The sequence below is a fragment of the Micromonospora chaiyaphumensis genome, assembly GCF_900091435.1.
Taxonomy (GTDB): domain Bacteria; phylum Actinomycetota; class Actinomycetes; order Mycobacteriales; family Micromonosporaceae; genus Micromonospora; species Micromonospora chaiyaphumensis.
Window position 1 is genome coordinate 269,064 of sequence record NZ_FMCS01000005.1, and the last position, 23,242, is coordinate 292,305.

23 protein-coding genes are annotated in these 23,242 nt (G+C 75.3%); 10 read left to right on the forward strand and 13 right to left on the reverse strand.

Features of this window, described 5'->3' with window-relative positions; genetic code table 11:
* Positions 1 to 17 precede the first annotated feature (17 nt).
* Entirely contained in the window at positions 18 to 572 is a 555-nt protein-coding gene (locus GA0070214_RS15800) for a GNAT family N-acetyltransferase (RefSeq protein ID WP_091263487.1), read from the forward strand.
* Between the two features lie 51 nt (positions 573 to 623).
* Here the strand turns inward: GA0070214_RS15800 and GA0070214_RS15805 are convergent, their stop codons facing one another.
* From GA0070214_RS15805 to GA0070214_RS15820, 4 genes are all read right to left on the reverse strand, one after another.
* Entirely contained in the window at positions 624 to 1,844 is a 1,221-nt protein-coding gene (locus GA0070214_RS15805; protein WP_091263489.1) for an RNA polymerase sigma factor, read from the reverse strand.
* Positions 1,844 to 2,170, reverse strand: coding sequence for a YciI family protein (locus GA0070214_RS15810; RefSeq protein WP_091263999.1), 327 nt, complete (start codon positions 2,168 to 2,170; stop codon positions 1,844 to 1,846). Before GA0070214_RS15810 ends, GA0070214_RS15805 begins: the two co-directional genes overlap by 1 nt.
* 93 nt (positions 2,171 to 2,263) lie before the next feature.
* Positions 2,264 to 2,584: a DMT family transporter gene (locus GA0070214_RS15815; RefSeq protein ID WP_091263491.1), complete on the reverse strand. Its 321-nt coding sequence runs from the start codon at positions 2,582 to 2,584 to the stop codon at positions 2,264 to 2,266.
* Positions 2,585 to 2,656: 72 nt separating this feature from the next.
* Positions 2,657 to 5,266 carry a glycoside hydrolase family 9 protein gene (locus tag GA0070214_RS15820; protein ID WP_091263493.1) on the reverse strand — a complete coding sequence of 870 codons (2,610 nt, stop codon included), beginning with the start codon at positions 5,264 to 5,266 and terminating at the stop codon, positions 2,657 to 2,659.
* A gap of 205 nt (positions 5,267 to 5,471) precedes the next feature.
* Here GA0070214_RS15820 and GA0070214_RS15825 point away from each other — a divergent pair, with 205 nt between their 5' ends.
* Positions 5,472 to 6,197 carry a PP2C family protein-serine/threonine phosphatase gene (locus tag GA0070214_RS15825; RefSeq protein WP_091263495.1) on the forward strand — a complete coding sequence of 242 codons (726 nt, stop codon included), beginning with the start codon at positions 5,472 to 5,474 and terminating at the stop codon, positions 6,195 to 6,197.
* A 6-nt stretch (positions 6,198 to 6,203) separates the two neighbouring features.
* Here GA0070214_RS15825 and hrpB read toward each other — a convergent pair whose 3' ends face one another.
* Complete coding sequence (gene hrpB / locus GA0070214_RS15830; protein WP_091263497.1) at positions 6,204 to 8,714, reverse strand: ATP-dependent helicase HrpB; 2,511 nt, start codon at positions 8,712 to 8,714, stop codon at positions 6,204 to 6,206.
* 96 nt (positions 8,715 to 8,810) lie between these two features.
* Between hrpB and GA0070214_RS15835 the strand changes: the two genes are divergently transcribed.
* Positions 8,811 to 9,542: a class I SAM-dependent methyltransferase gene (locus GA0070214_RS15835; protein ID WP_091263499.1), complete on the forward strand. Its 732-nt coding sequence runs from the start codon at positions 8,811 to 8,813 to the stop codon at positions 9,540 to 9,542.
* Between the two features lie 91 nt (positions 9,543 to 9,633).
* Here the strand turns inward: GA0070214_RS15835 and GA0070214_RS15840 are convergent, their stop codons facing one another.
* A complete protein-coding gene (locus tag GA0070214_RS15840; protein WP_091263502.1) occupies positions 9,634 to 10,458 on the reverse strand; it encodes a SigB/SigF/SigG family RNA polymerase sigma factor in 825 nt (274 codons plus the stop codon).
* A gap of 336 nt (positions 10,459 to 10,794) precedes the next feature.
* On the opposite strand from GA0070214_RS15840, the gene GA0070214_RS15845 reads away from it, so the two are divergent.
* On the forward strand, positions 10,795 to 11,550 hold the full coding sequence (locus GA0070214_RS15845) for an acetoacetate decarboxylase family protein (RefSeq protein ID WP_091264004.1): 756 nt from the start codon (positions 10,795 to 10,797) through the stop codon (positions 11,548 to 11,550).
* Here GA0070214_RS15845 and GA0070214_RS15850 read toward each other — a convergent pair.
* Positions 11,499 to 13,088, reverse strand: coding sequence for a phospholipase D family protein (locus GA0070214_RS15850; RefSeq protein ID WP_091263504.1), 1,590 nt, complete (start codon positions 13,086 to 13,088; stop codon positions 11,499 to 11,501). The two genes, GA0070214_RS15845 and GA0070214_RS15850, sit on opposite strands and share 52 nt — an antisense overlap.
* A gap of 137 nt (positions 13,089 to 13,225) precedes the next feature.
* Between GA0070214_RS15850 and GA0070214_RS32810 the strand changes: the two genes are divergently transcribed.
* Positions 13,226 to 13,354 (forward strand): hypothetical protein, encoded by a 129-nt coding sequence (locus tag GA0070214_RS32810; protein WP_255474581.1) that lies wholly within the window; start codon positions 13,226 to 13,228, stop codon positions 13,352 to 13,354.
* A gap of 50 nt (positions 13,355 to 13,404) precedes the next feature.
* Here GA0070214_RS32810 and GA0070214_RS15855 read toward each other — a convergent pair whose 3' ends face one another.
* Both GA0070214_RS15855 and GA0070214_RS15860 read right to left on the reverse strand, forming a co-directional pair.
* Positions 13,405 to 14,391, reverse strand: a complete 987-nt coding sequence (locus GA0070214_RS15855) for a pirin family protein (protein ID WP_091263506.1) — start codon at positions 14,389 to 14,391, stop codon at positions 13,405 to 13,407.
* A gap of 11 nt (positions 14,392 to 14,402) precedes the next feature.
* The gene (locus GA0070214_RS15860; protein ID WP_091264009.1) at positions 14,403 to 14,885 is read right to left on the reverse strand and encodes a MarR family winged helix-turn-helix transcriptional regulator; all 483 of its coding nucleotides are present in this window, start codon (positions 14,883 to 14,885) and stop codon (positions 14,403 to 14,405) included.
* Positions 14,886 to 15,011: 126 nt separating this feature from the next.
* Here GA0070214_RS15860 and GA0070214_RS15865 point away from each other — a divergent pair, with 126 nt between their 5' ends.
* Positions 15,012 to 15,605: a DUF1684 domain-containing protein gene (locus GA0070214_RS15865; protein ID WP_091263509.1), complete on the forward strand. Its 594-nt coding sequence runs from the start codon at positions 15,012 to 15,014 to the stop codon at positions 15,603 to 15,605.
* 42 nt (positions 15,606 to 15,647) lie between these two features.
* Here GA0070214_RS15865 and GA0070214_RS15870 read toward each other — a convergent pair whose 3' ends face one another.
* A complete protein-coding gene (locus GA0070214_RS15870; protein WP_091263512.1) occupies positions 15,648 to 16,235 on the reverse strand; it encodes a general stress protein in 588 nt (195 codons plus the stop codon).
* Positions 16,236 to 16,344: 109 nt separating this feature from the next.
* Here GA0070214_RS15870 and GA0070214_RS15875 point away from each other — a divergent pair, with 109 nt between their 5' ends.
* Together GA0070214_RS15875 and GA0070214_RS15880 are read left to right on the forward strand one after the other, a co-directional pair.
* The gene (locus GA0070214_RS15875; RefSeq protein ID WP_091263513.1) at positions 16,345 to 18,165 is read left to right on the forward strand and encodes a glycoside hydrolase family 15 protein; all 1,821 of its coding nucleotides are present in this window, start codon (positions 16,345 to 16,347) and stop codon (positions 18,163 to 18,165) included.
* Between the two features lie 68 nt (positions 18,166 to 18,233).
* Complete coding sequence (locus GA0070214_RS15880) at positions 18,234 to 18,734, forward strand: metallophosphoesterase family protein (protein WP_091263515.1); 501 nt, start codon at positions 18,234 to 18,236, stop codon at positions 18,732 to 18,734.
* 2 nt (positions 18,735 to 18,736) lie between these two features.
* Here GA0070214_RS15880 and GA0070214_RS15885 read toward each other — a convergent pair whose 3' ends face one another.
* Complete coding sequence (locus GA0070214_RS15885) at positions 18,737 to 18,961, reverse strand: DUF3072 domain-containing protein (protein WP_091264012.1); 225 nt, start codon at positions 18,959 to 18,961, stop codon at positions 18,737 to 18,739.
* A 102-nt stretch (positions 18,962 to 19,063) separates the two neighbouring features.
* On the opposite strand from GA0070214_RS15885, the gene GA0070214_RS15890 reads away from it, so the two are divergent.
* Positions 19,064 to 20,011, forward strand: a complete 948-nt coding sequence (locus tag GA0070214_RS15890; protein ID WP_091263516.1) for an NAD(P)/FAD-dependent oxidoreductase — start codon at positions 19,064 to 19,066, stop codon at positions 20,009 to 20,011.
* A 66-nt stretch (positions 20,012 to 20,077) separates the two neighbouring features.
* On the forward strand, positions 20,078 to 21,130 hold the full coding sequence (locus tag GA0070214_RS15895; RefSeq protein ID WP_167364278.1) for an anti-sigma factor RsbA family regulatory protein: 1,053 nt from the start codon (positions 20,078 to 20,080) through the stop codon (positions 21,128 to 21,130).
* On the opposite strand, the gene GA0070214_RS15900 is transcribed toward GA0070214_RS15895, so the two are convergent.
* Positions 21,080 to 22,375: a cation:proton antiporter gene (locus GA0070214_RS15900; RefSeq protein WP_091263520.1), complete on the reverse strand. Its 1,296-nt coding sequence runs from the start codon at positions 22,373 to 22,375 to the stop codon at positions 21,080 to 21,082. The genes GA0070214_RS15895 and GA0070214_RS15900 overlap by 51 nt on opposite strands.
* A gap of 65 nt (positions 22,376 to 22,440) precedes the next feature.
* Positions 22,441 to 23,202 carry an HAD family hydrolase gene (locus tag GA0070214_RS15905; RefSeq protein WP_091263522.1) on the reverse strand — a complete coding sequence of 254 codons (762 nt, stop codon included), beginning with the start codon at positions 23,200 to 23,202 and terminating at the stop codon, positions 22,441 to 22,443.
* Positions 23,203 to 23,242 lie beyond the last annotated feature (40 nt).

Sequence of the window (23,242 nt, forward strand, 5' to 3'; positions counted from 1 at the left end):
ACACCCGGCGGGCGGTAATCCGCTCGCCCGGGCGTGCGGGCTCTGCCAGGGTCGGGGCCGTGACGCACAGCAGGACCGCCCGGGCCGACGAGTTGACCGAGGTGCAGCGGATCGAGGTGGCCTCCGGCGCCCCGTTCCGGGAGATCGGCATGACCGACGTCGCCGACATGCCACCACTGCCGCTGGACGTGCTGGCCGCCGCCCAGCGCGACGGGCGCGTCAGGGTGGCGGTCGACGCCACCGACCGGCCGGTCGGCTTCGCGGTGCTCGACCTGGTCGACGGCTGCGCGCACGTGCAGCAGCTCAGCGTCGACCCGGCGTACGCCCGGCGGGGGATCGGGCGGGGCCTGCTCGACGAGGTGGCCGGGTGGGCCGCCGGGGCGGGACTGCCGGCGCTGACCCTGACCACGTTCCGCAGCGTGCCGTGGAACGGGCCGTACTACGCCCGCTGCGGGTTCCGCGAGCTGACCGGGGTCGAGGTGACCCCGGGGCTGGCCGGGCTGCTGGCCGCCGAGGCGGCACTCGGGCTGGACCCCGCCGAGCGCATCGCCATGCGCCGGACGGTCGGCTGACCCCGCTTCAACGGCGACCGGGGTAGGAGCCGTCGCCGGAGGGTGGTGGGTTCACGGGCGGGCCAGTTGGTCGCGGCGGCGGATGAGGTACGCCGTCTCGGCGGTGTTGCCGGCCAGCTCGATGGCCCGGTCGTACGCCGCCCGCGACTCGTCGCTCCGGCCCAGCCGGCGCAGCAGCTCGGCGCGGGTGGCGTGGTAGGCGTGGTAGCCCTCCAGCGGCAGACCGTCCACCTGAGCCAGGGCGACCTCCGGGCCGTCCAGTTCGGCGACCGCGATGGCCCGGTTGAGCCGCACGATGGGTGAGGGGTCGAGGCGCACCAGCTGGTTGTAGAGCGCGACGATCTGCGACCAGTCGGTGTCCCGGACGTCGCGGGCGTCGGTGTGGACGGCGTTGATCGCGGCGAGGACCTGGTAGCGGCCCGGCGGCTGGCCGGTGGCGAGGCGCGCGCGGACCAGGGCGTGGCCCTCGGCGATCAGGTCGCGGTCCCACGCGCCGCGGTCCTGCTCGCCCAGCGCGACGAGCTCACCGCTCGCCGAGACCCGCGCGGCCCGGCGAGCCTCGGTCAGGAGCATCAGCGCCAGGAGTCCGGCGACCTCGCCGTCCGCCGGCAGCAGGGCCCGGACCAGCCGGGTCAGGCGGATGGCCTCCGCGGTCAGGTCACCCCGGACGGCCTCCTTGCCGGGGTCGGAGGCGAGGTAGCCCTCGTTGAAGATCAGGTAGAGGACGGCGAGCACCCCGGTGACGCGGGCCGGGAGATCCTCGCGCAACGGTACGCCGTAGGGGATCCGCGCCGCCCTGATCTTCTCCTTGGCGCGGGTGATCCGCCGGCCCATGGCGGCCTCCTGGACCAGGAACGCGCGGGCGATCTCGGGCACGGTGAGCCCGCCGACCATCCGCAGGGTCAGCGCGATCCGCGCCTCCATGGCGAGGGCGGGGTGGCAGCAGGTGAAGACGAGGCGGAGCCGGTCGTCGTCGATGGCGCCGAGCGGCTCGGGGGTGTCGGCCAGCATGAGCGCCTCCCGGTGCCACTCCTCGCGCCTGACCTCCCGCCGGAGGCGGTCGATGGCCCTGCGGTGGGCGGTGGTGGTGAGCCAGGCGCCGGGATTCGGCGGGACCCCGTCGGCCGGCCAGCGCTCGACGGCGGTCGCGAACGCCTCGGCGGCCATCTCCTCGGCGACGTCGAGGTCGCCGAGGCGCCGGGCCAGGGTCGCGACCACCCGGGCCCACTCCTCGCGGTGGACCCGGGTGAGCACCTCACCGACGTCGGTCATCAACCCAGGAACGGCCGGAGCTCGACCCGGCGGTTGCAGTGCCTCGACCCGAGGGCGGCGAGCCGGAGCGCCACGTCGAGGTGGGGCGCCTCGATGATCCAGAAGCCGACGACGTGCTCCTTCGACTCCACGTAGGGCCCGTCGGTGAACACCGGATCCCCGTCGCGGCCGTCGACCACGGTGGCGGTGGCGGGCGACGCGAGGCCGCCGGCGAACACCCAGTGGCCGTCGGCCCGGAGCCTGTCGTTGAAGACATCGATCGCGGCCTGCTCCTCGTCGGTGGGAAGGGCCGTCTCGTTGAGAACGGACATCAGGTACTGCGCCATCGGGATCATCTCCTGTCGTGGGCTGGCCCCCGCGGGCCGCCGTTCACCCCTGCTACGCACGCCGCCGCCCCGATCCGACACGCTCGCGGAAATTCAGTGCGCCCCGCCGAGGTTGAGCACGACCACGCCCGCGATCACCAGGCCGGCCCCGACGACCTTCGCCACGCTCAGCGGCTCACCCAGGAACGCCGCGCCGATCGCCATGATGGCCGCCGTGCCGAGCCCGGACCAGACCGCGTAGGCCACCCCGACCGGGATGTCCTTCACCGCGAGCGAGAGCAACCCGAACGCCGACAGGTACGCCACCGCCAGGCCGAGCGTCGGCCAGAGCCGCGTGAAGCCGTCGGTCGCCTTGAGCAGGCTGGTGCCGATCACCTCGGCGGTGATCGCGGCCAGCAGGAACACGTACGCCATCCCGGGACCGTACCGGGGCGACGGGAGTCATGGAGTTGTGGCGCCGGCCGGAGGGACGGCGCCACAACCATCTCAGGAGATCGCGCAGGCGGTGCCGTTCAGGGTGACCAGGTCGGGGCGGGGATTGGGGCCGCCGGCCGTCGACCCGTTGAGGCCGAAGGTGACCGTGCCGCCGGGCGCGATCCGCGCGTTCCACGACTCGTTGCGCGCGGTGACCGTCGCTCCCGCCTGGGTGACCTTCGCCGACCAGTAGCTCGCGACCCGCTGGTCCCCGGTGAAGGCCCACCGCAGGCTCCACCCGTTCACCGCCGACGGGCCGGTGTTGCGCACCGTCACCTGGGTGGTGAAGCCGTCCGGCCAGCTGCCGTGGGTGGTGTACGCGACCGCGCAGGTCGGCGCCGGCACGGCGCCCGCGTCGCCCTGGTCGGCGAGGAACGACGCCAGCCAGGCCAGCGCCGAGTTCCAGTTGATCGCCACCTCGTTGGTCGCGTACGAGTTGATGTCGTCGACGTAGCAGAACATCGGTGCGCAGCCGGCGAGCAGGTTGGCCGCGTACGGGTCCTGGAGGGCGGCGTTCGGGCCACCGGCCAGCGAGCCGGCCGGCGGGTTCGGCAGGTCCGGGTTCAGCTGGTGGGCGAAGATCCGGCTGTGCTGGTTGCGCGCGTGCTGCTCGCCCCAGCCGGTCACGTAGGACATGTTCAGCGCGTTGCGGCCGAGCAGGTAGTCGGCGCTCTGCACCGCCCCGTCCCGGTACTTCGCGTCCCGGCTCAGGTCGAACGCCGTGGCCAGCACGATGGCGTTGTTGACCACGTTGCTGTTGCTGCCCCACACGTAGGCGTCGGCGGCGCCGGGCAGCGGCAGCCCGTAGGCCTGGTCCCGCAGCGTGGCCAGGTAGCGGTCGGCGGCGGCGGTCACCGAGGCGCGGATCCGGGTCCGTTCGGCGGCCGGCAGGCCGTTGGGCACGGTGGCCAGGTCGAGCCGGCCCAGCGCGGCCACGCTCTGCCAGCCGAACGCGCCGCCCGGAGCGAAGACGTCGGCCGTGTGCAGGGGCGACGCGGTGAGGTCGGCCAGGTACGGCGATCCGCCGGTGGTGAGCCACAGCTCGGCGGCCGCCCAGTAGAACTCGTCGGTGACGTTCGTGTCGTCGTACGCGCCGCCGCCGGTGCTGTCGGTCGCCGGGGCGTAGACCGCCGGGTGGGCCTTGGCCGCCGCGTACGCGGTCTTCGCGGCGGCGCCGCAGCGGGCCGCGAACGCGGCGTCGTACGGGGCGAAGAGGCGGGCGCACTGTGCGGCCACGGCGGCCAGGTTGAGGGTGGCGGCGGTGGACGGCGGGTGCAGCTCGCGGGGCTGCGGGTCGTCCTGCGGCGCGAGTGGCAGGCCGGTCCAGTTCCGGTCGTGGATCTTGTGGTGGACCATCCCGGCCAGCGGTTGCCCGGCCGGCACCTGCATGCGCAGCAGGAACTCCAGCTCCCACCGGGCCTCGTCGAGGATGTCGGGGACCTGGTTGCCGCGCTCGGGCACGCGCAGGGTGCTGTCGCCCAGCGCCGCGCCGCCGGCCGCCGTCTCCGCCGTCCTGGTCCGCTCGAACGCGTTGAGCAGCTGGTAGGTGGCGACGCCGCCGTTGACCACGTACTTGCCGTGGTCGCCGGCGTCGTACCAGCCGCCGCGCACGTCGAGGGAGTAGTCGCAGACGCCGGGCTGGCAGGGCACGTCGGTGTCGCCCTGGTTGGGTGCCACGCCGAGGTGGCCCGCCGGGCGGGCGAAGCCGGCGCCGATCAGGTCACCGTCGATCGGGATGCCGCTGCGCTGGGCGTAGAAGAACTGGAGCGAGTCGGCGCGCAGCCGGTCGTAGAGGGTGCCGGAGATGTCGAAGGGGTGGCTGGCCTCCCCGTCGACGACCAGGGTGTAGCCGGTGCCCGGGGTGCGGTACGCGGAGAAGTCGATGGTCTGCACCGGCTGCCCCGACGCCGGGTCGGCGCCGCGCGGCGTGGTGTTCCCCTCCGCCACGACGGTCCCGGCGGCCGACCGCAGCTGCCACGGCAGCGCCTCGGCGGCGTCGGTGACCACGGTGGCGTGCTTCGGCCCGCCGGGCAGGTAGCCGACCTGGTTGACCCGCACCCGCGGCCCGGTGTCCGGCTCGTAGGGCGGGGCGGCCTCGCCGCCCCGCAGGGACACGTTGTCCAGGCAGAACGCCTGCGCCTCCGCGCTGCCGCCGACCTGGAAGATCAGTTGGGCGCCGGCGTTGTCGGCCGGGGCGGTGAACGTCGTGGTGACGTGCCGGGCGGCGCCGGTCGCGGTCGCGTCCACGCTCGCGTACGTCGTGTAGGGCGCGCTGCCGAGCTGGAGCACCGCCCGGAGCGCCGCGCCGGGGGTGGCGGAGACGTCGAAGGAGAGCGCGTACTCGGCGCCGGCGATCAGCGGCACGGCGTCCTGCCCGATGCCGGCGTCCCAGGGGTTGGCCAGGCCGCCGGGGACGGTGGTGCAGAGCCGGCCGTCGGTGACGCCGAGTTCGCCGGTGCCGTAGGAGAACCAGGGGGAGGTGCCGGCGCTGAAGTCGCCGTTGCGCAGCTGTTCGGGGGCGTCCGGCGGCACCTCGGCGCGGGCCGGAGCGGCGGGGCCGCCGGCGAGCGCGAGGGTGGTGGCCGCGGCGAGGGCGGTGAGCCGGCGTCGGGATGGGGTCACGGAGGTTCCTTCCGTGCGCGGGGGACGGGTCCGGAAGCTGGGAGCGCTCCCAATGTCGGATCGATGCTCCCAGCGCGCTCGACCGCTGTCAATCGATCCGGTCCGATGGACGCGTGCCGCGCCGACAGTGAGATTCACCGCGCCACGTAGCATGGTCCTGATCTCCTAGAGACAACCGAACCCTCCAACTGGCAGGCTGCGTCCCATGACCCTGAAGCTTCGTTCCGTCGGGGCGAGCGACCGTGGGCTGATCCGCAGTGGCAACCAGGACGCCCAGCACGCCGGCAGGTGGCTCGTCGCCGTGGCCGACGGCATGGGCGGCATGGCGGCCGGTGACCTGGCCAGCCGCATCGCGATGGACGCGGTCACGCCGCTGGACGTGGAGACCCCCGAGGACGGGCTGGTCGCGGCCCTCCAGGGCGGCATCGAGCTGGCCACGGCGCGGATCCGGCAGGCGGTCGAGGAGGACCCGGAACGCCAGGGCATGGGCACCACCCTCACGGCGCTGCTGTTCGCCCGCACGGGCAGCTGCCTGGCGCTGGCGCACGTCGGCGACTCCCGGGCCTACCTGTTCCGGGAGGGCGTGCTGAAGCAGGTCACCCGGGACGACACCTTCGTGCAGATGCTGGTCGACCAGGGCGTGATCACCGCCGAACAGGCGAGCAGCCACCCCCGCCGGGCCGTGGTGACCCAGGCGTTGCAGGGCGACGAGGTTTCCCCGACCTACGCGACGATGGTGCCCTGGGCCGGCGACCGCTGGCTGCTGTGCAGCGACGGGCTCTCCAACGTGGTCCGTCCCGACACCCTCGCCGAGGTGCTCGGCGGCCAACCCGACCGGGAGGCATGCGCGGCCAAGCTGATCGACCTGGCGTTGCGGGCCGGCGGCCCGGACAACGTCACCGTGGTCATCGCGGACGTGGTCGAGGAATAGCCGGAGTCAGCGCCGGCGCGGGCTGGCCCGCCGGGTGGGCTCGGCGCCGGCCGGGTCCTCCGGCCACGGGTGGCGCGGATAGCGCCCGCGCAGCTCGGCCCGCACCTGCGGGTAGCCGGTCCGCCAGAACGACGCCAGGTCGGCGGTGACCGCCACCGGCCGGCCGGCGGGGGAGAGCAGGTGCAGCAGCACCGGCACCCGGCCGTCGGCGATCCGCGGGGCGGCCGGCCAGCCGAACGTCTCCTGGAGCTTCACCGCCAGCACCGGGGCGGCCGGGTCGGCGTAGTCGAGGCGGATCCGCGATCCGCTCGGCACCGGGAGCCGCTCCGGCGCCAGCTCGTCCAGCCGCGCCGCCTGCCGCCAGTCCAGCAGCCGGCGCAGCGCCGCCGCCACGTCGACCCGGGCCAGGTCCGCCCGGCGGCGCGCGCGGGCCAGCTCGGGGCCGAGCCAGGCCGGCGCCGCGGCGAGCAGAGCGGCGTCGGAGACGTCCGGCCACTCGTCGCCGAGCGCCTGCCGGCAGAAGGCCAGCCGCCGGCGCAGCGTCGTGGCCTCCGGCGTCCAGGTGAGCAGGGCCAGGCCCTCCTGGCGCAGCCCCGCGAGCACCGCCTCGGCGAGCCGCGCCGGATCGGGTGCGGTGAGGGGCCGGTCGACCAGCTCGATGGCGCCGAGCCGCACCACCTCCCGGGCCACCACGTCCCCACCGGACCAACCGACCTCGCGGGCGTCGCGCAGCAGCGGCCCACCGGCCTCCCGGGCGGTCGCCTCGTCCACCGGGGTGGCCAGCCGGACCCGCGCGGTCGGCGCGCCGGGGGAGCGGTCGGCCACGGCGATCGCCAGCCATTCGGACCCCACCAGCCCCGACCCGGCCGCCACCTCCGCGGCGGTCCCACCGGCCATCAGGTACGCGGACCCGCCCGCCCGCCGCACCCGCGCCAACCGCTCCGGGTACGCGAGCCCGACCAGCAGCCCCGCGGCGAGATCGTCGGGCAGGCGGTCCGGCCCGGGGCGAGCGGCGGGAACGGCGGTGCGCAGGCGGCGTACCTCGGCGCGCCAGCGGGCGGTGGCGGCCGGGTCGACGCCGGTGCGCAGCCGGCGCCAGAGGGCGGTGAGGTCGTCCCCGGCGCCGCCCAGCGTCTCCTCGGCGAGCAGCGCCACGACCTCGGCGGCCCGGTCGGCGCCGACCCGTTCCGCGCCGTCGAGCAGCGCACGGGCCAGCCGGGGATGCGCGCCGGCGGCCGCGATGGCGCGCCCCCGGGCGGTGATCCGGCCGTCGGCGTCGACCGCGCCGAGCGTGGCCAGCGTGTCCCGGGCGACGGCCAGCGCGGCCGGCGGCGGGGGATCGGGCAGCGCCAGGCCGGCCCCGTCCGGGGTGCCCCAGGCGGCCAGCTCCAGCGCGAACCCGGTCAGGTCGGCGGCGGCGATCTCCGGCTCGGGCTGCGGGGCGAGCCGGGCGTGGGTCGCCTCGGACCAGCACCGGTAGACCGCGCCCGGCGCTTCCCGCCCCGCGCGACCGGCCCGCTGCGTGGCCGCCGCGCGCGACACCGGCACGGTGACCAGCGCGCCCAGCCCGCGGGCCAGGTCGGTGCGGGCCACGCGGCTGAGCCCGGCGTCCACCACGACGCGGACCCCCGGCACGGTCAGGCTGCTCTCCGCCACGGCGGTGGCCAGCACCACCCGGCGCCGGCCCGGCAGCGGCGTCAGTGCCTCGTCCTGCGCGGCGCCCGGGAGCCGGCCGTGCAGGGGCAGCACGGCGACCGCGTCGCGCAGGTCGGCCAGGCGGCCCGCCACGGCCGTGATCTCGCCGGCTCCGGGCAGGAAGACCAGCACGTCCCCGTCCCGCTCGCGCAGCGCCCGGCGCACCGTCGCGGCCACGTGGTCCAGCAGCCCGCGGTCGACCCGGCCCGCGCCGGGCGCGGCGACCGGGCGCGGCGGGGGCGCCCAGATCCGGTCCACCGGGTGCAGGGCGGCCTCGGCCCGGACCACCGGCGCGGCGGCGTCACCGCCGAGCAGCGCGGCGAACCGGTCCGCCTGCGGGGTGGCTGACATGGCCAGCAGCCGCAGATCCGGCCGGAGCGTGCCGCGGGCCTCCACGCTGAACGCCAGTGCGAGGTCGGCGTCGAGCTGCCGCTCGTGGCACTCGTCGAGCAGCACCGCGCCGACGCCGGGCAGCTCCGGGTCGTGGTGCAGCCGGCGGACCAGCAGGCCGGTGGTGACGACCTCGATCCGGGTCCGCGGACCGACGCGGCGCTCGCCGCGCACCGCGTACCCGATCCGGTCGCCGACCCGCTCCCCGAGCAGGGCGGCCATCCGGTGCGCGGCGGCCCGCGCGGCCACCCGGCGGGGCTGGGCGATCACGACCCGGCCGGGAACCTCGTCGGCCACCGCGAGCGGCGCGAGGGTGGTCTTGCCGGTGCCCGGCGGTGCCACGAGGACCGCCGCGCCGGCCGCGTCCAGCGCCTCGACCAGCGCCGGCAGCACCGGCCGGACCGGCAGGTCCAGCGAGACGTCGGAGAGCACGGACCCACTCTCGCACCCCGGGCCGGGCGTCCGGCGTCGGGTCCTGTTCGATTTCTCACCTTGACCGTGACCGCTGCCTCGCGTGGAGTGACGGTCATGGCGATGATGGCGTACGACGAGACGTCGGCCGAGGCCTTCGCGGCGACCCGGCACGTGCCGGCCTGCGGCCTGGCGAGCTGGCGCGCCGCGGTGGCCCGGCACCTGCCCGTCGGGCCCGGTGACCGGGTGCTCGACGTGGGCGCGGGCACCGGCGCGTGGGCCGCCGCCTTCCGGGCCTGGTACGGGGTGGGCGTGCTGGCGATCGAGCCGGCGGCGGCCATGCGGGCCCGCTCGGCGTACCCGGGGATGGTGGCCGGTCGGGCGGAGGCGCTGCCCCTCGCGGCGGCCGGCCTGGACGGCGCGTGGCTCTCCACCGTGGTGCACCACCTGTCCGACCTGCCCGCGGTCGCCGCCGAGCTGCGCCGGGTGCTGCGGCCCGGCGCGCCGGTGCTGATCCGGTCGGTCTTCGCCGGCCGGGGCGGTGGCGTCACGCTGTTCCGCTGGTTCCCGGAGGCGCTGCGGGTGCTGGAGGCCTACCCGTCGGTGGCCGAGGTCTGCGCGGCGTTCGAGCCGGCCGGGTTCGCCCCGGTCGCGCTGGAGCCGGTGCCGCAGGTCACCGCCCCCTCGCTCGCGGCGGCGGCCGACGGGCTGCGGCGCGCCGCGCACACCCCGCTGGCGCTGCTCGACGACGCCGACTACGACCGGGGGATGCGCCGGCTGCGCGCGGCGGCGCGGCGGACCCCGGACGCCCCGGTGGTCGACGCGCTGGACCTGCTGGTGCTGCGCTGAACGGAACGGCCCGGCCGGCGCACCGCCGACCGGGCCGGAGTGGACGTCGAACGGTGGCCGGGCCCGCCGACCCGGCCACCGCCGCCACCCCCTAGTACGTTCCGTCGAGCTGCCCCCGCAGCTTCGTGAGTGCCCGGGCCAGCAGCCGGGACACGTGCATCTGGGAGACGCCGATCTGCTCGGCGATCTGCGACTGGGTGAGGTTGCCGTAGAAGCGCAGCGTGAGGATCTTCTGCTCGCGCTCGTCGAGGGTGGCCAGCGCCGGCCCGAGGGCGACGCGCAGCTCGGCCAGCTCGAACTCGCCGTCCTCGCCGCCGAGCATGTCGCCCAGCTCGGTGGCCCGGTCGCCGTCGCCGGTCGGGGTGGACAGCGACACCGCGTTGTAGGCGCGGGCGCCCTCCAGGCCCTCCAGGACCTCTTCCTCGGTGAGGTTGAGGTGGCCGGCGATGTCGGCGACGGTCGGCGAGCGGCCGAGGGTCTGCAGCAGCGTGCTGTTGGCGTCGGAGATGGCCAGCCGCAGCTCCTGGAGGCGGCGCGGCACCCGGATGTCCCAGGTGCGGTCGCGGAAGTGGCGCTTCAGCTCGCCGATGATGGTCGGGATGGCGTAGCCCGCGAAGTCGACGCCGCGGGACGGGTCGAACTTGTCGATCGCCTTGATGAGGCCGACGGCGGCGGTCTGCGCCAGGTCGTCGGTGGGCTCGCCCCGGCCGCTGTAGCGGTGGGCCAGGTGGTTGGCGAGAGGCAGCCAGGCCTCGATCGCCCGGTCGCGCAGGGCGGCGCGCGAGGGGTGGTGGGCGGGCAGGGCCGCCATCGCGTTGAGCAGGTCGGCGGCGCTGTCGGTGAGCGCCCTCGGGTCGAGCTTCTCGGAGGTGGACGGCGTTGTCGTCGCCGGCTCGCTGAGCGTGTGCGCGGTCATGGGTGGTCCTCCCTGCACCTCGTCCGCGAAACAAAAAAGACGTGACGCTTCGGTTTAGCTTCAGTTAGGCCGTTCGGAAGCCACCTTAACCTGATCGGCCGGAGGAAATCTAGCCGAAAGTACGATGTACTTAAGCCGTGTCTCAGTCTTAAAGCCCACGAAGAAGGACAGAAGCCCTTCAGGTGGCCGTCGGGGCCGGTTGACCGGACGGATGAACCCGGGGGCCGACCGGTCAACGTGAAACCCGACAGTCGGCTCAGACTGTCGCCTTTCCGTCGTTGTCCCACTGACGGGACCTCCGTAGCGTCCAGGGTGGTACACGTCTACGGAGGCACCGTGCTGGATCCCGCCGCTCCGCAACTCGTCGTCAACGCCCGGACGCTGCTGTTCAGCTGGCTCCCGGCGGACCCCGACGCGGTCGCGGCGCTCGTCCCGGCCGGCCTCCGCCCGCACCCCGACCGTGAGGTGTTCCTCTGCCAGTACGTGGTGGACGACGAGACCCAGACCTCGGGGTTCGGCGCGTACTCGCTCACCTTCCTCGGTGTCTCACTCACGGACATGGACCCGCCCGACGGTGAGACGCCCGGCGGCTGGTGGACGCACTACCTCGCCTCCAGCCCGCGCGTCCGGCAGTACGCGTCCGCCCGGGGCGCCCCGGCGGAGCCGGGGGAGACCCTGCTCGACGTCCGGGGCGGGCGGCTCACCGCCGAGACGTGGGCCGACGGGCGGCCGCTCATCCAGGTCACCGCCCGGGTCGGGCACACCGGCACGGAGGCGCACAACGGCCACCACCGCTACCTCACGGCACGTGACGGCGAGCTGATCGTCGCGGACTACCCGTACGTGGCCGAGCCGGTGTCGCCGTTCGAGGTCGAGTCGGTGGAGTTCCTCGCCCCGGAGCACCCGGTCTACGCGCTCCGGCCGGCCAACCCGCTACAGGTCTGCTGGGGCTTCTACTCGCCCCGGGTGTCGTTCGCGTACCCGGCGCGACCGAACGCGCTGGACGAGCCGCTGCCCGCGGCGGAACCGGTCGCGGCGGCTCACCAGGTGCCGGCACGCCGGGCGCGCAGCGGCCTGCCGTCCGGGTCGTAGACCAGCCGGTACGCCGGCAGCGCCCAGAGTCGCGTGCGCCAGGGCAGCCGTTCCGGCCGGTGCGGTCGCAGCCGCCCCGGCGGGCGGGGCCCGACCCGCCCGGACTCGTGCCACCGCTCCAGCTCGGCGGCGGCCGAGGTGATGGCCGCGACCGCGTCGGCCGGGTCGAGCAGGTCGTGGTCCTCGCCGCCGGCCGGATCCCGGTCCAGGTGCTCGCGCCACAACCGCAGCCGCAGCTCCCGGGCGAACACCCGGGCGCCGTCACCGAGGCCCGCCGGGTCGGCCGGGGCCCGCTCGTCCCGGGTCTCGTCCAGCACCGCGCAGGACAGCTCGCTGTCGTGGGTCCACGAGCGGCGGTTGAAGTTGTCGCTGCCCACGCTGGCCCAGACGTCGTCCACCACGCACACCTTCGCGTGGACGTAGACCGGGATGCCGTCGTGGTTCTCCACGTCGAAGACGTGCACCCGGTCCGGGGCGGCCTGGTGGCAGAGCGCGAGGGCCTGGGCGCGGCCGACCATGTTGGGTGGCAGCGCCAGCCGGCCGTCCACGTCCGGGTGCCGGGGGACGACGGCCACCAGGTGCAGCTCCGGCTGCTCGCGCAGGGCCCGGGCGAAGAGGTCGGCCACCTCGGTCGACCAGAGGTACTGGTCCTCCAGGTAGATCAGCCGGCGGGCCCGCCGGACCGCCTTCGTGTAGCCGCGGGCCACGGTCCGCTCGCCGTCCGGGGCGAACGAGTAGCGCGGGCGGACCGCCGGGTAGGTGCGCAGCACCTGCACGTGGTGCGGGCCGCAGGGCGGCGGGTCGGCGGGCTGGTCGGGCAGCGGGTCCGGGCTCAGGTCCGAGCCGCGCAGCCGGTCCCGGAGGTAGGCCATCGGGTTCTCGGAGTCCAGCGGCATGGGGTCGGTCCACCGCTCCCGGAAGGTGGTGTCCAGCGCCCCGACGACCGGGCCGCGGAGCGCGAGCTGGACGTCGTGCCAGGGCGGGTGCGGGCCGTACCGGGGAGACATGGCCACGGCCTGCGGGTCGCCGCCGTGCGCCGCGTCGTCGCGCCGGCTGTGGCAGAGGTCGATCCCGCCCGCGAAGGCGATGTCCCGCTCCGGGGCGCCGGGGCGGCGCAGCACCACGAGCTTCTGGTGGTGGGAGCCGCCGCGGCGGACCCGCTGGTCGAGCAGCACCTCCCCGCCGGCGGCGCAGATCGCCTCGCTGAGGTCGCGGTTCTCCTCCTCGCTGTAGGAGAGCGCGTCGAGATGGGAGCGCCAGATCAGGCCCTTGACGACCACCCCGCGCTGGGCGGCCTGGGCGAACAGCTGCACCACGGTGGGGCCGTCCGGCCGCATCCGCTCGTCCGGGTCACCGCGCCAGTCGGTGAAGAAGAGGTGGTCGCCGGCCCGGAGCTGCTCCACCTCGCTCACCAGCCGGTCGAAGTACGCGCCGCCGTGAATTAACGGCTCGGCGAGGTTTCCGCTCGTCCAGACGGGTAACTCAGACCGTGGGTTGGCGCGTTCCTGTGCGGAGAGGAACCACTGTCGCATCGTCACGTTCCAGCCCCCCGAGGTCGACAACGTCCTCACGGTAGGACCCCCGGCACGGCCCCGCACGCCGACCGTTTCGGTCGGCGGGGCGCTCGCGTGGGGGTGCACCGACCCCTGGATCGCGAAACCGAGGAGGCCATAGCATGCCCGCCGAGACGCCGAACACCGTGACCGAATACCGCGAGCAGGCGGTGGAGGGGGAACGGGGGGCGCTCGTGGCGGTCTTGTTGATGGTGATCCTCGGGGTGGCCGGCATCTTCGCCGTCTCCTGAGACCGCCGACGGGCGCCCCGGAGAACCGGGACGCCCGCCGGATCGAACGGTCAGGGGCGGTCGCCCTCGCCGCCGCTGTGCGGCATCCGCTCGGCCGGGATCACCCCGAGCCGGCCGGCCTGGTAGTCCTCGACCGCCTGGACCAGCTCGGCCCGGGTGTTCATCACGAACGGGCCGTAGTGCGCCACCGGCTCACGGATCGGCTGGCCACCCATGATGTAGAGCTCCAGCGCCGGGGTGTTGGCGTCCTGCCGCGCGTCCGCGGTGACCCGCAGCGCGTCGCCCGGCCCGTGCACGGCGAGCTGGCCGAGGTGGACCGGCCGCCGGTCGGTGCCCACCGTGCCCCGGCCGGCCAGCACGTAGACCAGCGCGTTGAAGTCCGGCCGCCAGGGCAGGCTCAGCTCGGCCCCGGGCTGGAGCGTCACGTGCGCGATGGTGATCGGGGTGTGGGTGGAGCCCGGGCCGCGGTGCCCGGCGATCTCGCCCGCGATCACCCGGATCAGCGCGCCGCCGTCGGGCGTGGTCAGCAGCGCCGACTCCTTGCCGCGGATGTCCTGGTAGCGCGGCGGGTTCATCTTCGCCACCCGGGGCAGGTTGACCCAGAGCTGGAGGCCGTGGAAGAGGCCGCCGCTCATCACCAGGTGCTCCGGCGGCGCCTCGATGTGGAGCAGGCCGCGCCCGGCCGTCATCCACTGGGTGTCGCCGTCGGTGATGGTGCCGCCGCCGCCCTGCGAGTCCTGGTGGTCCATGATCCCGTCAATCATGTAGGTCACCGTCTCGAAGCCCCGGTGCGGGTGCCACGGGGTGCCCTTCGGCTCGCCCGGGGCGTAGTCGACCTCGCCCATCTGGTCGAGGTGGATGAACGGGTCGAGCTCGGTCATCGGGACCCCGGCGAAGGCCCGGCGGACCGGGAAGCCCTCGCCCTCGAAGCCGCTGGGGGCGGTGGTCAGCCGGCGGACCGGCCGGTAGGTGGTGGACTCGCCGAGCTCCGGCAGGCGGGGCAGGACGAGGACGTCGTCGACGGTGATCGCGGGCATCTCGGGACTCCTTACTTGTCGGCCGGGGTGGACGACACGTTCCGGTCGGCGCGCAGGCGCCGGCCGAGCCGTTCGAAGACCCGGGTGAGGCAGGCGACCTCGGCGTCGTCGAGGTCGTCCATGAGGTGGGCGCGCACGGAGCGCAGGTGGTGCGGCGCGGCCTCGCGCAGGGTCAGCAGCCCGGCGGCGGTGAGCACCGCCTCGCTGCCGCGCCGGTCGTCCGGGCAGGACTCCCGCGCCACCAGGCCGCGCTTCTGCATCGAGGAGATCTGGTACGTCAGCCGGCTCGGCGAGAACACCAGCCGGCCGGCCAGCTCGCCCATCCGCAACCGCTGCCCGGGCGCCTCGGAGAGCAGCACCAGCACGTGGTAGTCGGCGAAGCTCAGCCGGCTGTCGTCGCGCAGGTCGTCCTCGAGCTGGGTGAACAGCCGCTGGCTCGCCTCGATGTAGGCGCGCCAGCAGGCCAGCCGCTCGGCGTCCAGGCTCTCCGTCATGGCCACGAGACTAGCACTATTTAAAATTTAAACAAGACCTCCAGCGCGGTGGTGAGCCGCGCAACACTGGTGTCGTCCGGCGGTGATTTTCGACTCTGAACCAGGATGCCGGGCTAGGGTCGGAGTGTGGATGATCTCGACGTGCAGGACTGGCGTGAGCGGGTGGCCCGGCTCTACCTCTCCGACCTCGATCTGGCCGGCTTCCGGGCCGCCCGGGACGAGCTGTTCCGCAGCCACCCCAGCAGCCCCGTGCCGGCCGCCGACCGGCCCGCCTTCACCGGGCTGCGCTGGTTCCCGCCCGACCCGGGGGCCGTGGTCGAGGCGCCGCTGCGCCCCGCCTCGGGCACCGAGACCATCGACACCGGCGGCCCCGACGGCGTGGTGCGCTACCGGCGGGTGGCGGTCGCCGAGACGCCCTGGGGGCCGCTCACCCTGTGGTGGATCGAGGCGTACGGGGGCGGGTTGTTCCTGCCGGTGCGCGACGCCACCTGCGGCGCGGAGGCGTACGGCGGCGGGCGTTACCTGACCGACACGGTGAAGGGCACCTTCGGGCGCGGCCTGACCGTGCTGCCCGGCAACCGGGTGCGGCTCGACGCCAACTACCTATACAACCCGAGCTGCGCCTACGACGACCGCTGGGCCTGCCCGCTGGCCCCGCCGGAGAACCGGGTCGACGTGCCGATCCGCGCCGGCGAGCGGTCGTACCACGGAAACGGCTGACGCCCCGGCGCGACGGTGCGCCGGGGCGTCGGGGCCGACCGGTCAGCGGGCGGTGGTGCCGGTCGGGGTCAGGTGCATCCGGCCGAGCAGCTGCCGGGCCTGGTCGGCCACGTCCGCGTCGACGGTGACCGCGTACTGGCTGGCCCGCAGTGAGCTGGCCGAGGTGAAGTCCCGCTGGCCCCCGGTCATGGCGTGGGCGACCGCGCCGAACACGGCGCCCCAGATCGCGCCGATCACCAGGCCCACCAGGATCACCGCGAGCCAGTTCCCCGCGGTGAAGATGCCGAACAGCAACCCGATGAACAGGCCGAACCACGCGCCGGTGCCCGCGCCGACCAGGGCGGCCCGGCCCGTGGTCAGCCGGCCCATCACGGTCTCGACCAGCGTGAGGTTGGTGCCCACGATGGCGGTCCGTTCCACCGGGAAACGGTTGTCCGCCAGATAGTCCACCACCCGCTGGGCGGACGGATAGTCCGGGTACGACCCGATGGTGACGGTCGGCGGGCCGGTCTGGGGCCCGTGTCCGTCCCCGCTCGGCGGCAACGGACGGCCGCCCGGACCGGACGGGAGGTTGTCGCTGCCCGGCATCCCGGGCCGCCAGGCCGCGGTCGGACTCGAGGAACTGGTCATGAGCATCCTCCTTCGTCAACCCGCCGCGTTCCCACCCCCGTCGGGCGGTAACGCGCCCGCGCCGACCGATGGCCGCGCATGGTGGCCGCCGGTCCGGGTAGCCATCCGGGTGCGGACCGGACGGATCAGCGACCACGGATTCCTCGCCGACGGGCACAGCGCGGCCCTCGTGGACTCCGCCGGCTCGGTCAACTGGTGGTGCCCGCCCCGCTTCGACGCGCCGTCGGTGTTCGGGCGGCTGCTCGACGACACGGCCGGGCACTGGAGCATCCGGCCCCTGGGCGAGTTCACCAGCACGCGGTCCTACCTGGACGACACGCTCGTGCTGCGTACCGTCTTCACCACCGCCACCGGGACGGCGGCCGTCACCGACGCCCTGGCGCTGGAGCCCGGCGCGCGCGGGCACGAGATCGGGCGGCGGTCGCCGCGGGTGCTCGCCCGGGTGGTCGAGGGGCTCGCGGGTGAGGTGCCGATGCGGGTCGACTACGCGCCGCGCTTCGAGTACGGCCGGGTCAACGCCTACCTCAGCGAGGACGACGGGGTGATCGGAGCGACGGCCGGCGGATGCCGGCTGGAGTTGCGCGCCAACGTGCCGCTGACCTGCGGTGCGGGCGCCGCCTCCGGGCGGTTCACCGCCCGCGCCGGCAGCACCCACCACTTCACCCTCGGGTACGCCCCGACCTACCGCGGCGGCGCGCCGGCCCTGCCCGACGCCGACCAGGTGCTGGCCGACGCCGTCACCGGCTGGCGGTCCTGGGCCGACCTGCACCAGTACGACGGTGACTACCGCGACCTGGTCCGCCGCAGCGCCATGGTGGTGCAGGGCATGACCTACGGGCCCAGCGGGGCGGTGGTCGCGGCGGCCACCACCTCGATCCCCGAGGAGTTGGGCGGCGACCGCAACTACGACTACCGCTACGTCTGGCTGCGCGACTTCAGCCTCACGCTCCAGGCGCTCTGGCTGGCGGCCTGCCCGGACGAGGCGGACCGGCAGTTCACCTGGGTGGCCCGGGCGATGGGCCGGATCGACGACGCGCCGGTGCCGATCATGTACGGCGTCGAGGGCGAGCGGGACCTCACCGAGCACGACCTCGACCACCTCGCCGGGTACGCCGGCAGCCGGCCGGTCATGGTCGGCAACGACGCCTGGCGGCAGCGGCAGAGCGATGTGCTGGGCGAGGTCCTCGACGCGGCGTGGCTGATGCGCCACTACCTCGACCCCATGTCGGCGGACGTTCGGCAGCTCCTGCACGCCCTCGCCGACCAGGCGGCCGAGCAGTGGCGCCGGCCCGACGCCGGGATGTGGGAGGCGCGCGGCGCCGAGCGGCACTACCTGTCGTCCAAGGTGCAGTGCTGGACCGCGCTGGACCGGGCCGTCCGGTTCGGCTCCCGGATCGGGGCGCCCGCCGACCTGGCGCGCTGGGCGGCCGCCCGCGACGAGGTGCGCGCGGCGGTGCTCCGCCGGGGCTGGAACGACCGGGTCGGCGCGTACACCGGCGCCTTCGACTCCGACGAACTGGACGCCTCGGTCCTGATCATGCCGCTGGTCGGCTTCCTGCCCGCCTCCGATCCGCGGATGCGCGCCACGATCGACGTGGTGGAGCGCCGGCTGTCCCGCAACGGCCTGCTGCGCCGCTGGAACGACGACCCGGCGGGTTTCCTCATCTGCTCCTTCTGGCTGGCCGCCGGCCTCGCCGAGGCCGGCGAGCTGGACCGGGCCCGGCGGCTGTTCGCGCAGCTCGCCGGGCGGGTCAACGACCTGGGCCTCTACGCCGAGCAGGTCGACGAGGCCACCGGTGAGCAGCTGGGCAACTTCCCGCAGGCCTTCTCGCACATCGGGCTGATCGACGCCGCGGGCCGGATCACCGCGGCCGCCGCGCGGCTCGGCGGCCGGTCGGCCGTGCCGAGCGGCTTCATGCCCGGCGCGTGAGTTCGGCGCCCGGCCACGGTGGGGCGCGCCCGCGCGACAGCGGGGCGGGCGGCGGGCAGGATCGGGGGATGGAGCTGGTCATCATGGCCGACACGCACGTGCCGAAGCGGGCGCGGGACCTGCCGGCACCGCTCTGGGCGGCGGTCGAGGCCGCCGACGTGGTGCTGCACGCCGGCGACTGGGTGGACGTGTCCCTGCTGGACGCTCTGGAGGCCCGGTCCCGCCGGCTGGTCGGGGTGTACGGCAACAACGACGGCCCGCCGCTGCGCGCCCGGCTGCCGGAGGTGGCCCGGGTCGAGCTGGACGGGCTGCGGGTCGCCGTGGTGCACGAGACCGGGCCGAAGACCCGCCGGGAGGAGCGCTGCGCCGTCGCCTTCGGTGACTGCGACCTGCTGGTCTTCGGGCACTCCCACATCCCCTGGGACACGGTGGCCCCGGGTGGCCTGCGGCTGCTCAACCCCGGCTCGCCCACCGACCGGCGGGCCCAGCCCCACGCGACCTACCTGACCGCGCGGGTGGCGGCGGGACGGCTCGACCGGGTCGAACTGCACCGCCTGCCCCCGCGCTGATCTCACCGGCCCCGACCGGTCTCCGCCTGGAGCTCGTCGATCCGGCGGGACGCCTCGGCCTTGGTCAGCCCGTCCGGCACCTCCTCGCCCGCCTCCCGGGCCAGGGTGTGCAGGTACGACTCCTGCGCCGCGGTCGGCGGCTCGTCGCCCGTGACCCAGTCGTCCGGATCCTTGACGGCGGCGTCCGGGTTGACGGGGGCCTTGCTGCCGTTGTTGCGGTCGGCCATGGTGATCACCTCTCCTCGAACACGTGTACCACTACCCCCGTCCCGCGCCCTTCATGCCGGCCGCCGCCTACGATCATCGGCGTGACGGCGGACCGTGCGGGTGTGGTGGTGGTCGGCGCGGGCATCGCCGGAGTGGCCTGCGCGACCGAGCTGGCCCGGGCCGGCATCCCGGTGGAGGTCCGGGAACGGGCGCGGGTGACCGGCGGGCGGATGGCCAGCAAGCGCTTCGACGGCCGCCCCGCCGACCTGGGCGCCGCCTACTTCACCGTCGACGACCCCGACTTCGCCGCCGTGGTCGAGGCATGGCGCGCCGCCGGGCTGGCCCGGGAGTGGACCGACACGCTGGTCGCGTACGGGCCGCAGGGGCGCGAGGACGTCACCGGGCCGGTGCGCTGGGCGGCCCCGCGGGGGCTCCGCTCGCTGGTGGAGCACCTGGCCGGTGACCTGCCGGTGGCACACAACCGGCTGGTCATGACGGTCGAGCCGGGCCCCCGGGTGGACGGGCGGGCCGCCGAGGCCGTGGTGCTCGCCATGCCGGGTCCGCAGGCCGCCCTGCTGCTCGACCCGGCGCTCGAGGCGGCCACCCGGGCGGTCGCGGCCCAGCGCTGGTCCTCCGCGCTGGCCGGGGTGCTGCGCTTCCCGGCCCGCCGCTGGCCCGGCTTCCGCGGCGCGTTCGTCAACGGGCATCCCGTGCTGAGCTCGGTGTGCGACGACGGCGACCGGCGCGGCGACGGCGCCCCGGTGCTGGTCGCGCACACCACCTCCGAGTTCGCCGCCGGGCACCTGCTCCAGCCCACCGCCGCCGGCCCGGCGATCGAGCAGGCCGTCCGCGACCTGTTCGGCCTGCCCGAGCCGGCCGAGCTGACCCATGTCCACCGCTGGACGTACGCCCGCCCGGCCACCGGCGGCGACGGCGCCTACCACCTGGACGACGACGGGATCGGCCTGGCCGGCGACGCCTTCGGGCGGCCGCGGGTGCAGGGCGCCTGGCGCTCCGGCCGCGACCTGGGCCGGGCCCTGGCCGCCCGACTCCTCGCGGACCGTGGCTGACCGGTGCCACTGCGCGCAGGCGGCCCGTCACCCACGGGTATTCTTCGTCGCGGAGGTGTACGCGCAGTGAACGGTGCCGGCGGTCGGCCGGGGGACGGCACGACCGGGGTGGACCGGTCTCCGTTCCCGGACGGTGGGCTGCGCCACGACGCGCTGTTCTACGCCGGTGACCGGGACTACCGCGCCGCCGTCGAGGAGTTCGTCGAGGCCGGCCGGGCCGTCGGTGAGCCGGTGCTGGTCGCCGTGCCCACCGACCGGCTGCCCCTGGTCCGGCCAGTGGTCGACCCGCTCGACGGTGTCGAGCTGGCCGACATGGCGGTGATCGGGCGGAACCCGGCGGCCATCATCGCCACCACGCTGCGGAGTTTCGTCCACCGGTTCCCGGGCCGCCGGGTCCGCGTCGTCGCGGAGTCGCTCTGGCCCGGCCGGCGGCCGGCCGCGTACCGGCACTGCGTCGAGCACGAAGCGATCATCAACCTCGGCCTCGCCGACCAGCCGCTCACACTGCGCTGCCTGTTCGACCGGTCCCGGCTGCCGGCCGGGACGCTGGCGGACGTTGCCGGGACCCATCCCTGGCTGGTCAGCGGGGGAGTGGCCCGGCTCAGCGCCGGCTACCGGCCGCCCCGGTCCGTGCTGCGCCGGCTGGCCCGCCCGCTGCCCCCGCCGCCCGGCGACGCGCTCGCCGAGCCCGTCCGGCCGGAGCGCCTCGGGTCGCTGCGCGCCGCGGTGGCCGCCGTCGCCGAGGCCGCCGGGCTCGCCGCCGAACGGGTCGACGACCTGCGGATCGCCGTCACCGAGCTGGCCTCCAACGCGCTCACCCACGGCACCGGCCCGGCCACCGCCCGGTGCTGGGCCGCCGCCGGCGACCTCGTCTGCGAGGTGAGCGGCCCGGGCGAGCTGACCGATCCTCTGGCCGGCCGGATCCCGCCGCCGCCGACCGGCGTGCGCGGCCGGGGCCTGCTGCTGGTGCACCGGCTCTGCGACCTGGTGGACGTGCACGTCGCCGACGGGGTCACCACCGTGCGGCTGCACCTGGAGCTGCCGGCCGCCCGGGTGCCGGCGCCGCGGTCAGCCCCGGACGCCGTCCAGGGCGGGTTCGTCCGTCCGACCCCGCTCTGAGGCGTCCCGGGTCCGCTCGCCCTCCCGGTCGAGCAGCTGCATGACCGGGGTGGCGGCGATCCCGTGCACCACCACCGAGACCACCACGACCAGGCCGACGGTGGCCCAGACCAGCTCGGCCTGCGGGAACTCGGTCCTGCTGGTGGCGTACGCCAGGTAGAAGAACGAGCCCACGCCGCGGATGCCGAACAGCGAGATCACCCAGTGCTCGGCCGGACGGCCCGGCGCACCGCGCAGCGACAGCCAGCCGGCCAGCGGCCGGACCACGAACACGAGGGCCAGCCCGACCAGGGCCGCCGGCCAGGTCAGCGGGGCGAGCAGGCCGCCGATCACCGCGCCCCCGAAGAGCAGCAGCAACAGCACGGTGAGCAGCCGCTCGACCTGCTCGGCGAAGTCGTGCAGCACGGAGTGGAACTCGTGGGTGCGTTCCGCGGCCCGGATCGCCCGGGCGGCCACGAAGACGGCCAGGAAGCCGTACCCGCCGACCACCTCGACGAGCCCGTACGCCAGGAAGGTCGCGGCGAGGGCCAGGAAGCCCTCCGCGTGCCGGGCCAGCCGCAGGTTGCTGGGGGCCCGGAAGAAGAGCTTGCCGAGCAGCCAGCCGACGAGCAGCCCGCCGCCCACCCCGACGGCCAGCTTGTAGAGCACGTCGACGGCGAGCCAGTGGGCCAGCCAGTCCGCCGGGGCGAGGCTCGTGGTGGCGATCGCGATGGCCGCGTAGACGAAGGGGAAGGCCAGGCCGTCGTTCAGCCCGGCCTCCGAGGTGAGCGCGAAGCGCACCTCGTCCTCCGAGTCCTCCACGTCGGTCGGCTCGCCCACCTGCACGTCGGAGGCGAGCACCGGGTCGGTCGGGGCGAGTGCGGCCCCCAGCAGCAGCGCCGCGGCGGGCACCAGGCCGGCCCACCACCAGCCGAGCACCGCCACGGCGGCGATGCACAGCGGCATGGCGATCGCCAGCAGCCGCCACGTCGACGACCAGCGCGCCCAGCTCAACGGCCGGTCGATCTTGAGGCCGGCGCCCATCAGCGCGACGATCACGCCGACCTCGGTGAGGTGGGTGGTCAGCTCGGGCCAGCGCAGCGGGTCGGGGGTCGGCAGCCCGGTGGGCAGCAGGAAGACCACCATGCCGAGGCCGAGGAACGCGATCGGCATCGACAGCGGCCGGCGTTCCAGCAGCCGGGGCAGGATGCCCGCCAGCAGCGCCCCGACGCCCAGCAGCGCGAACGCGACATCGACCGGTTCCACGGCACCACCCTTCCGCCGCCCACGGTGTCGGGCAGGTGGTCACCAGTGCCCCGAAGCGGTGCCGGCTATGCCTCCGCGTCCGTCTTCTCCCCGGTGGGACCGGTCACCGTCGCACCGGCCCGGCGGGGGGCCCGCACCGACCTCGCCGGGTCGGTGAGGGCGGCGATCGCGCTGTCGGCGAGGCCGTCCAGCAGGGCGGCCGGGTCGTCGTAGACGGCCACCGCGCCCGAGCCCGCCAGCTCACCGCGGCTGGTGCCGCCGCAGGTCAGACCGATGCAGGGCACGTCCAGCTTGCCGGCGGCGGCGACGTCCCAGACCGAGTCGCCGACGAAGACGACCCGCTCGGCGGCCAGCCCCGACTGGGCCAGCGCGGCCTCCAGGATGTCCGGCGCCGGCTTGCTCTCCTCCGCGTCCGCCGAGGAGGTGACCGTGTCGATCACGTCGTCCGCGTCGAGGGCGGCCCGCAGCGCGGCCACCTCGTGCTCGGCCGCCGAGGTGGCCAGCACCACCCGCAGCCCGCGCGCCGCGCAGGCGCGCAGCAGATCCACGGCCCGGGGCAGCGGCACCAGCCGCTCCCAGTACTCGGCGTACAGCGCGTCGTGCGTGTCGCGCAGCTTGCCGTCCGCGTCCCGGTCCCGCTCCGCGCCGAGCAGGTGGTCGAGGAGCTTGTCCGAACCCATCCCGATGGCCCGGTGGATCCGCGCCATCGGCACCCGGTGGTCGCCCTGGCGGAGCGCCTCCCACCAGCTCACCGTGTGCAGGTACGTGGTGTCGACCAGGGTGCCGTCCACGTCGAACAGGACGCCGCAGCGGTTGTCGTCAGGCATGGCACTCCTCCTACCCGCCCGGGTCCGCGGCGACGCGTGC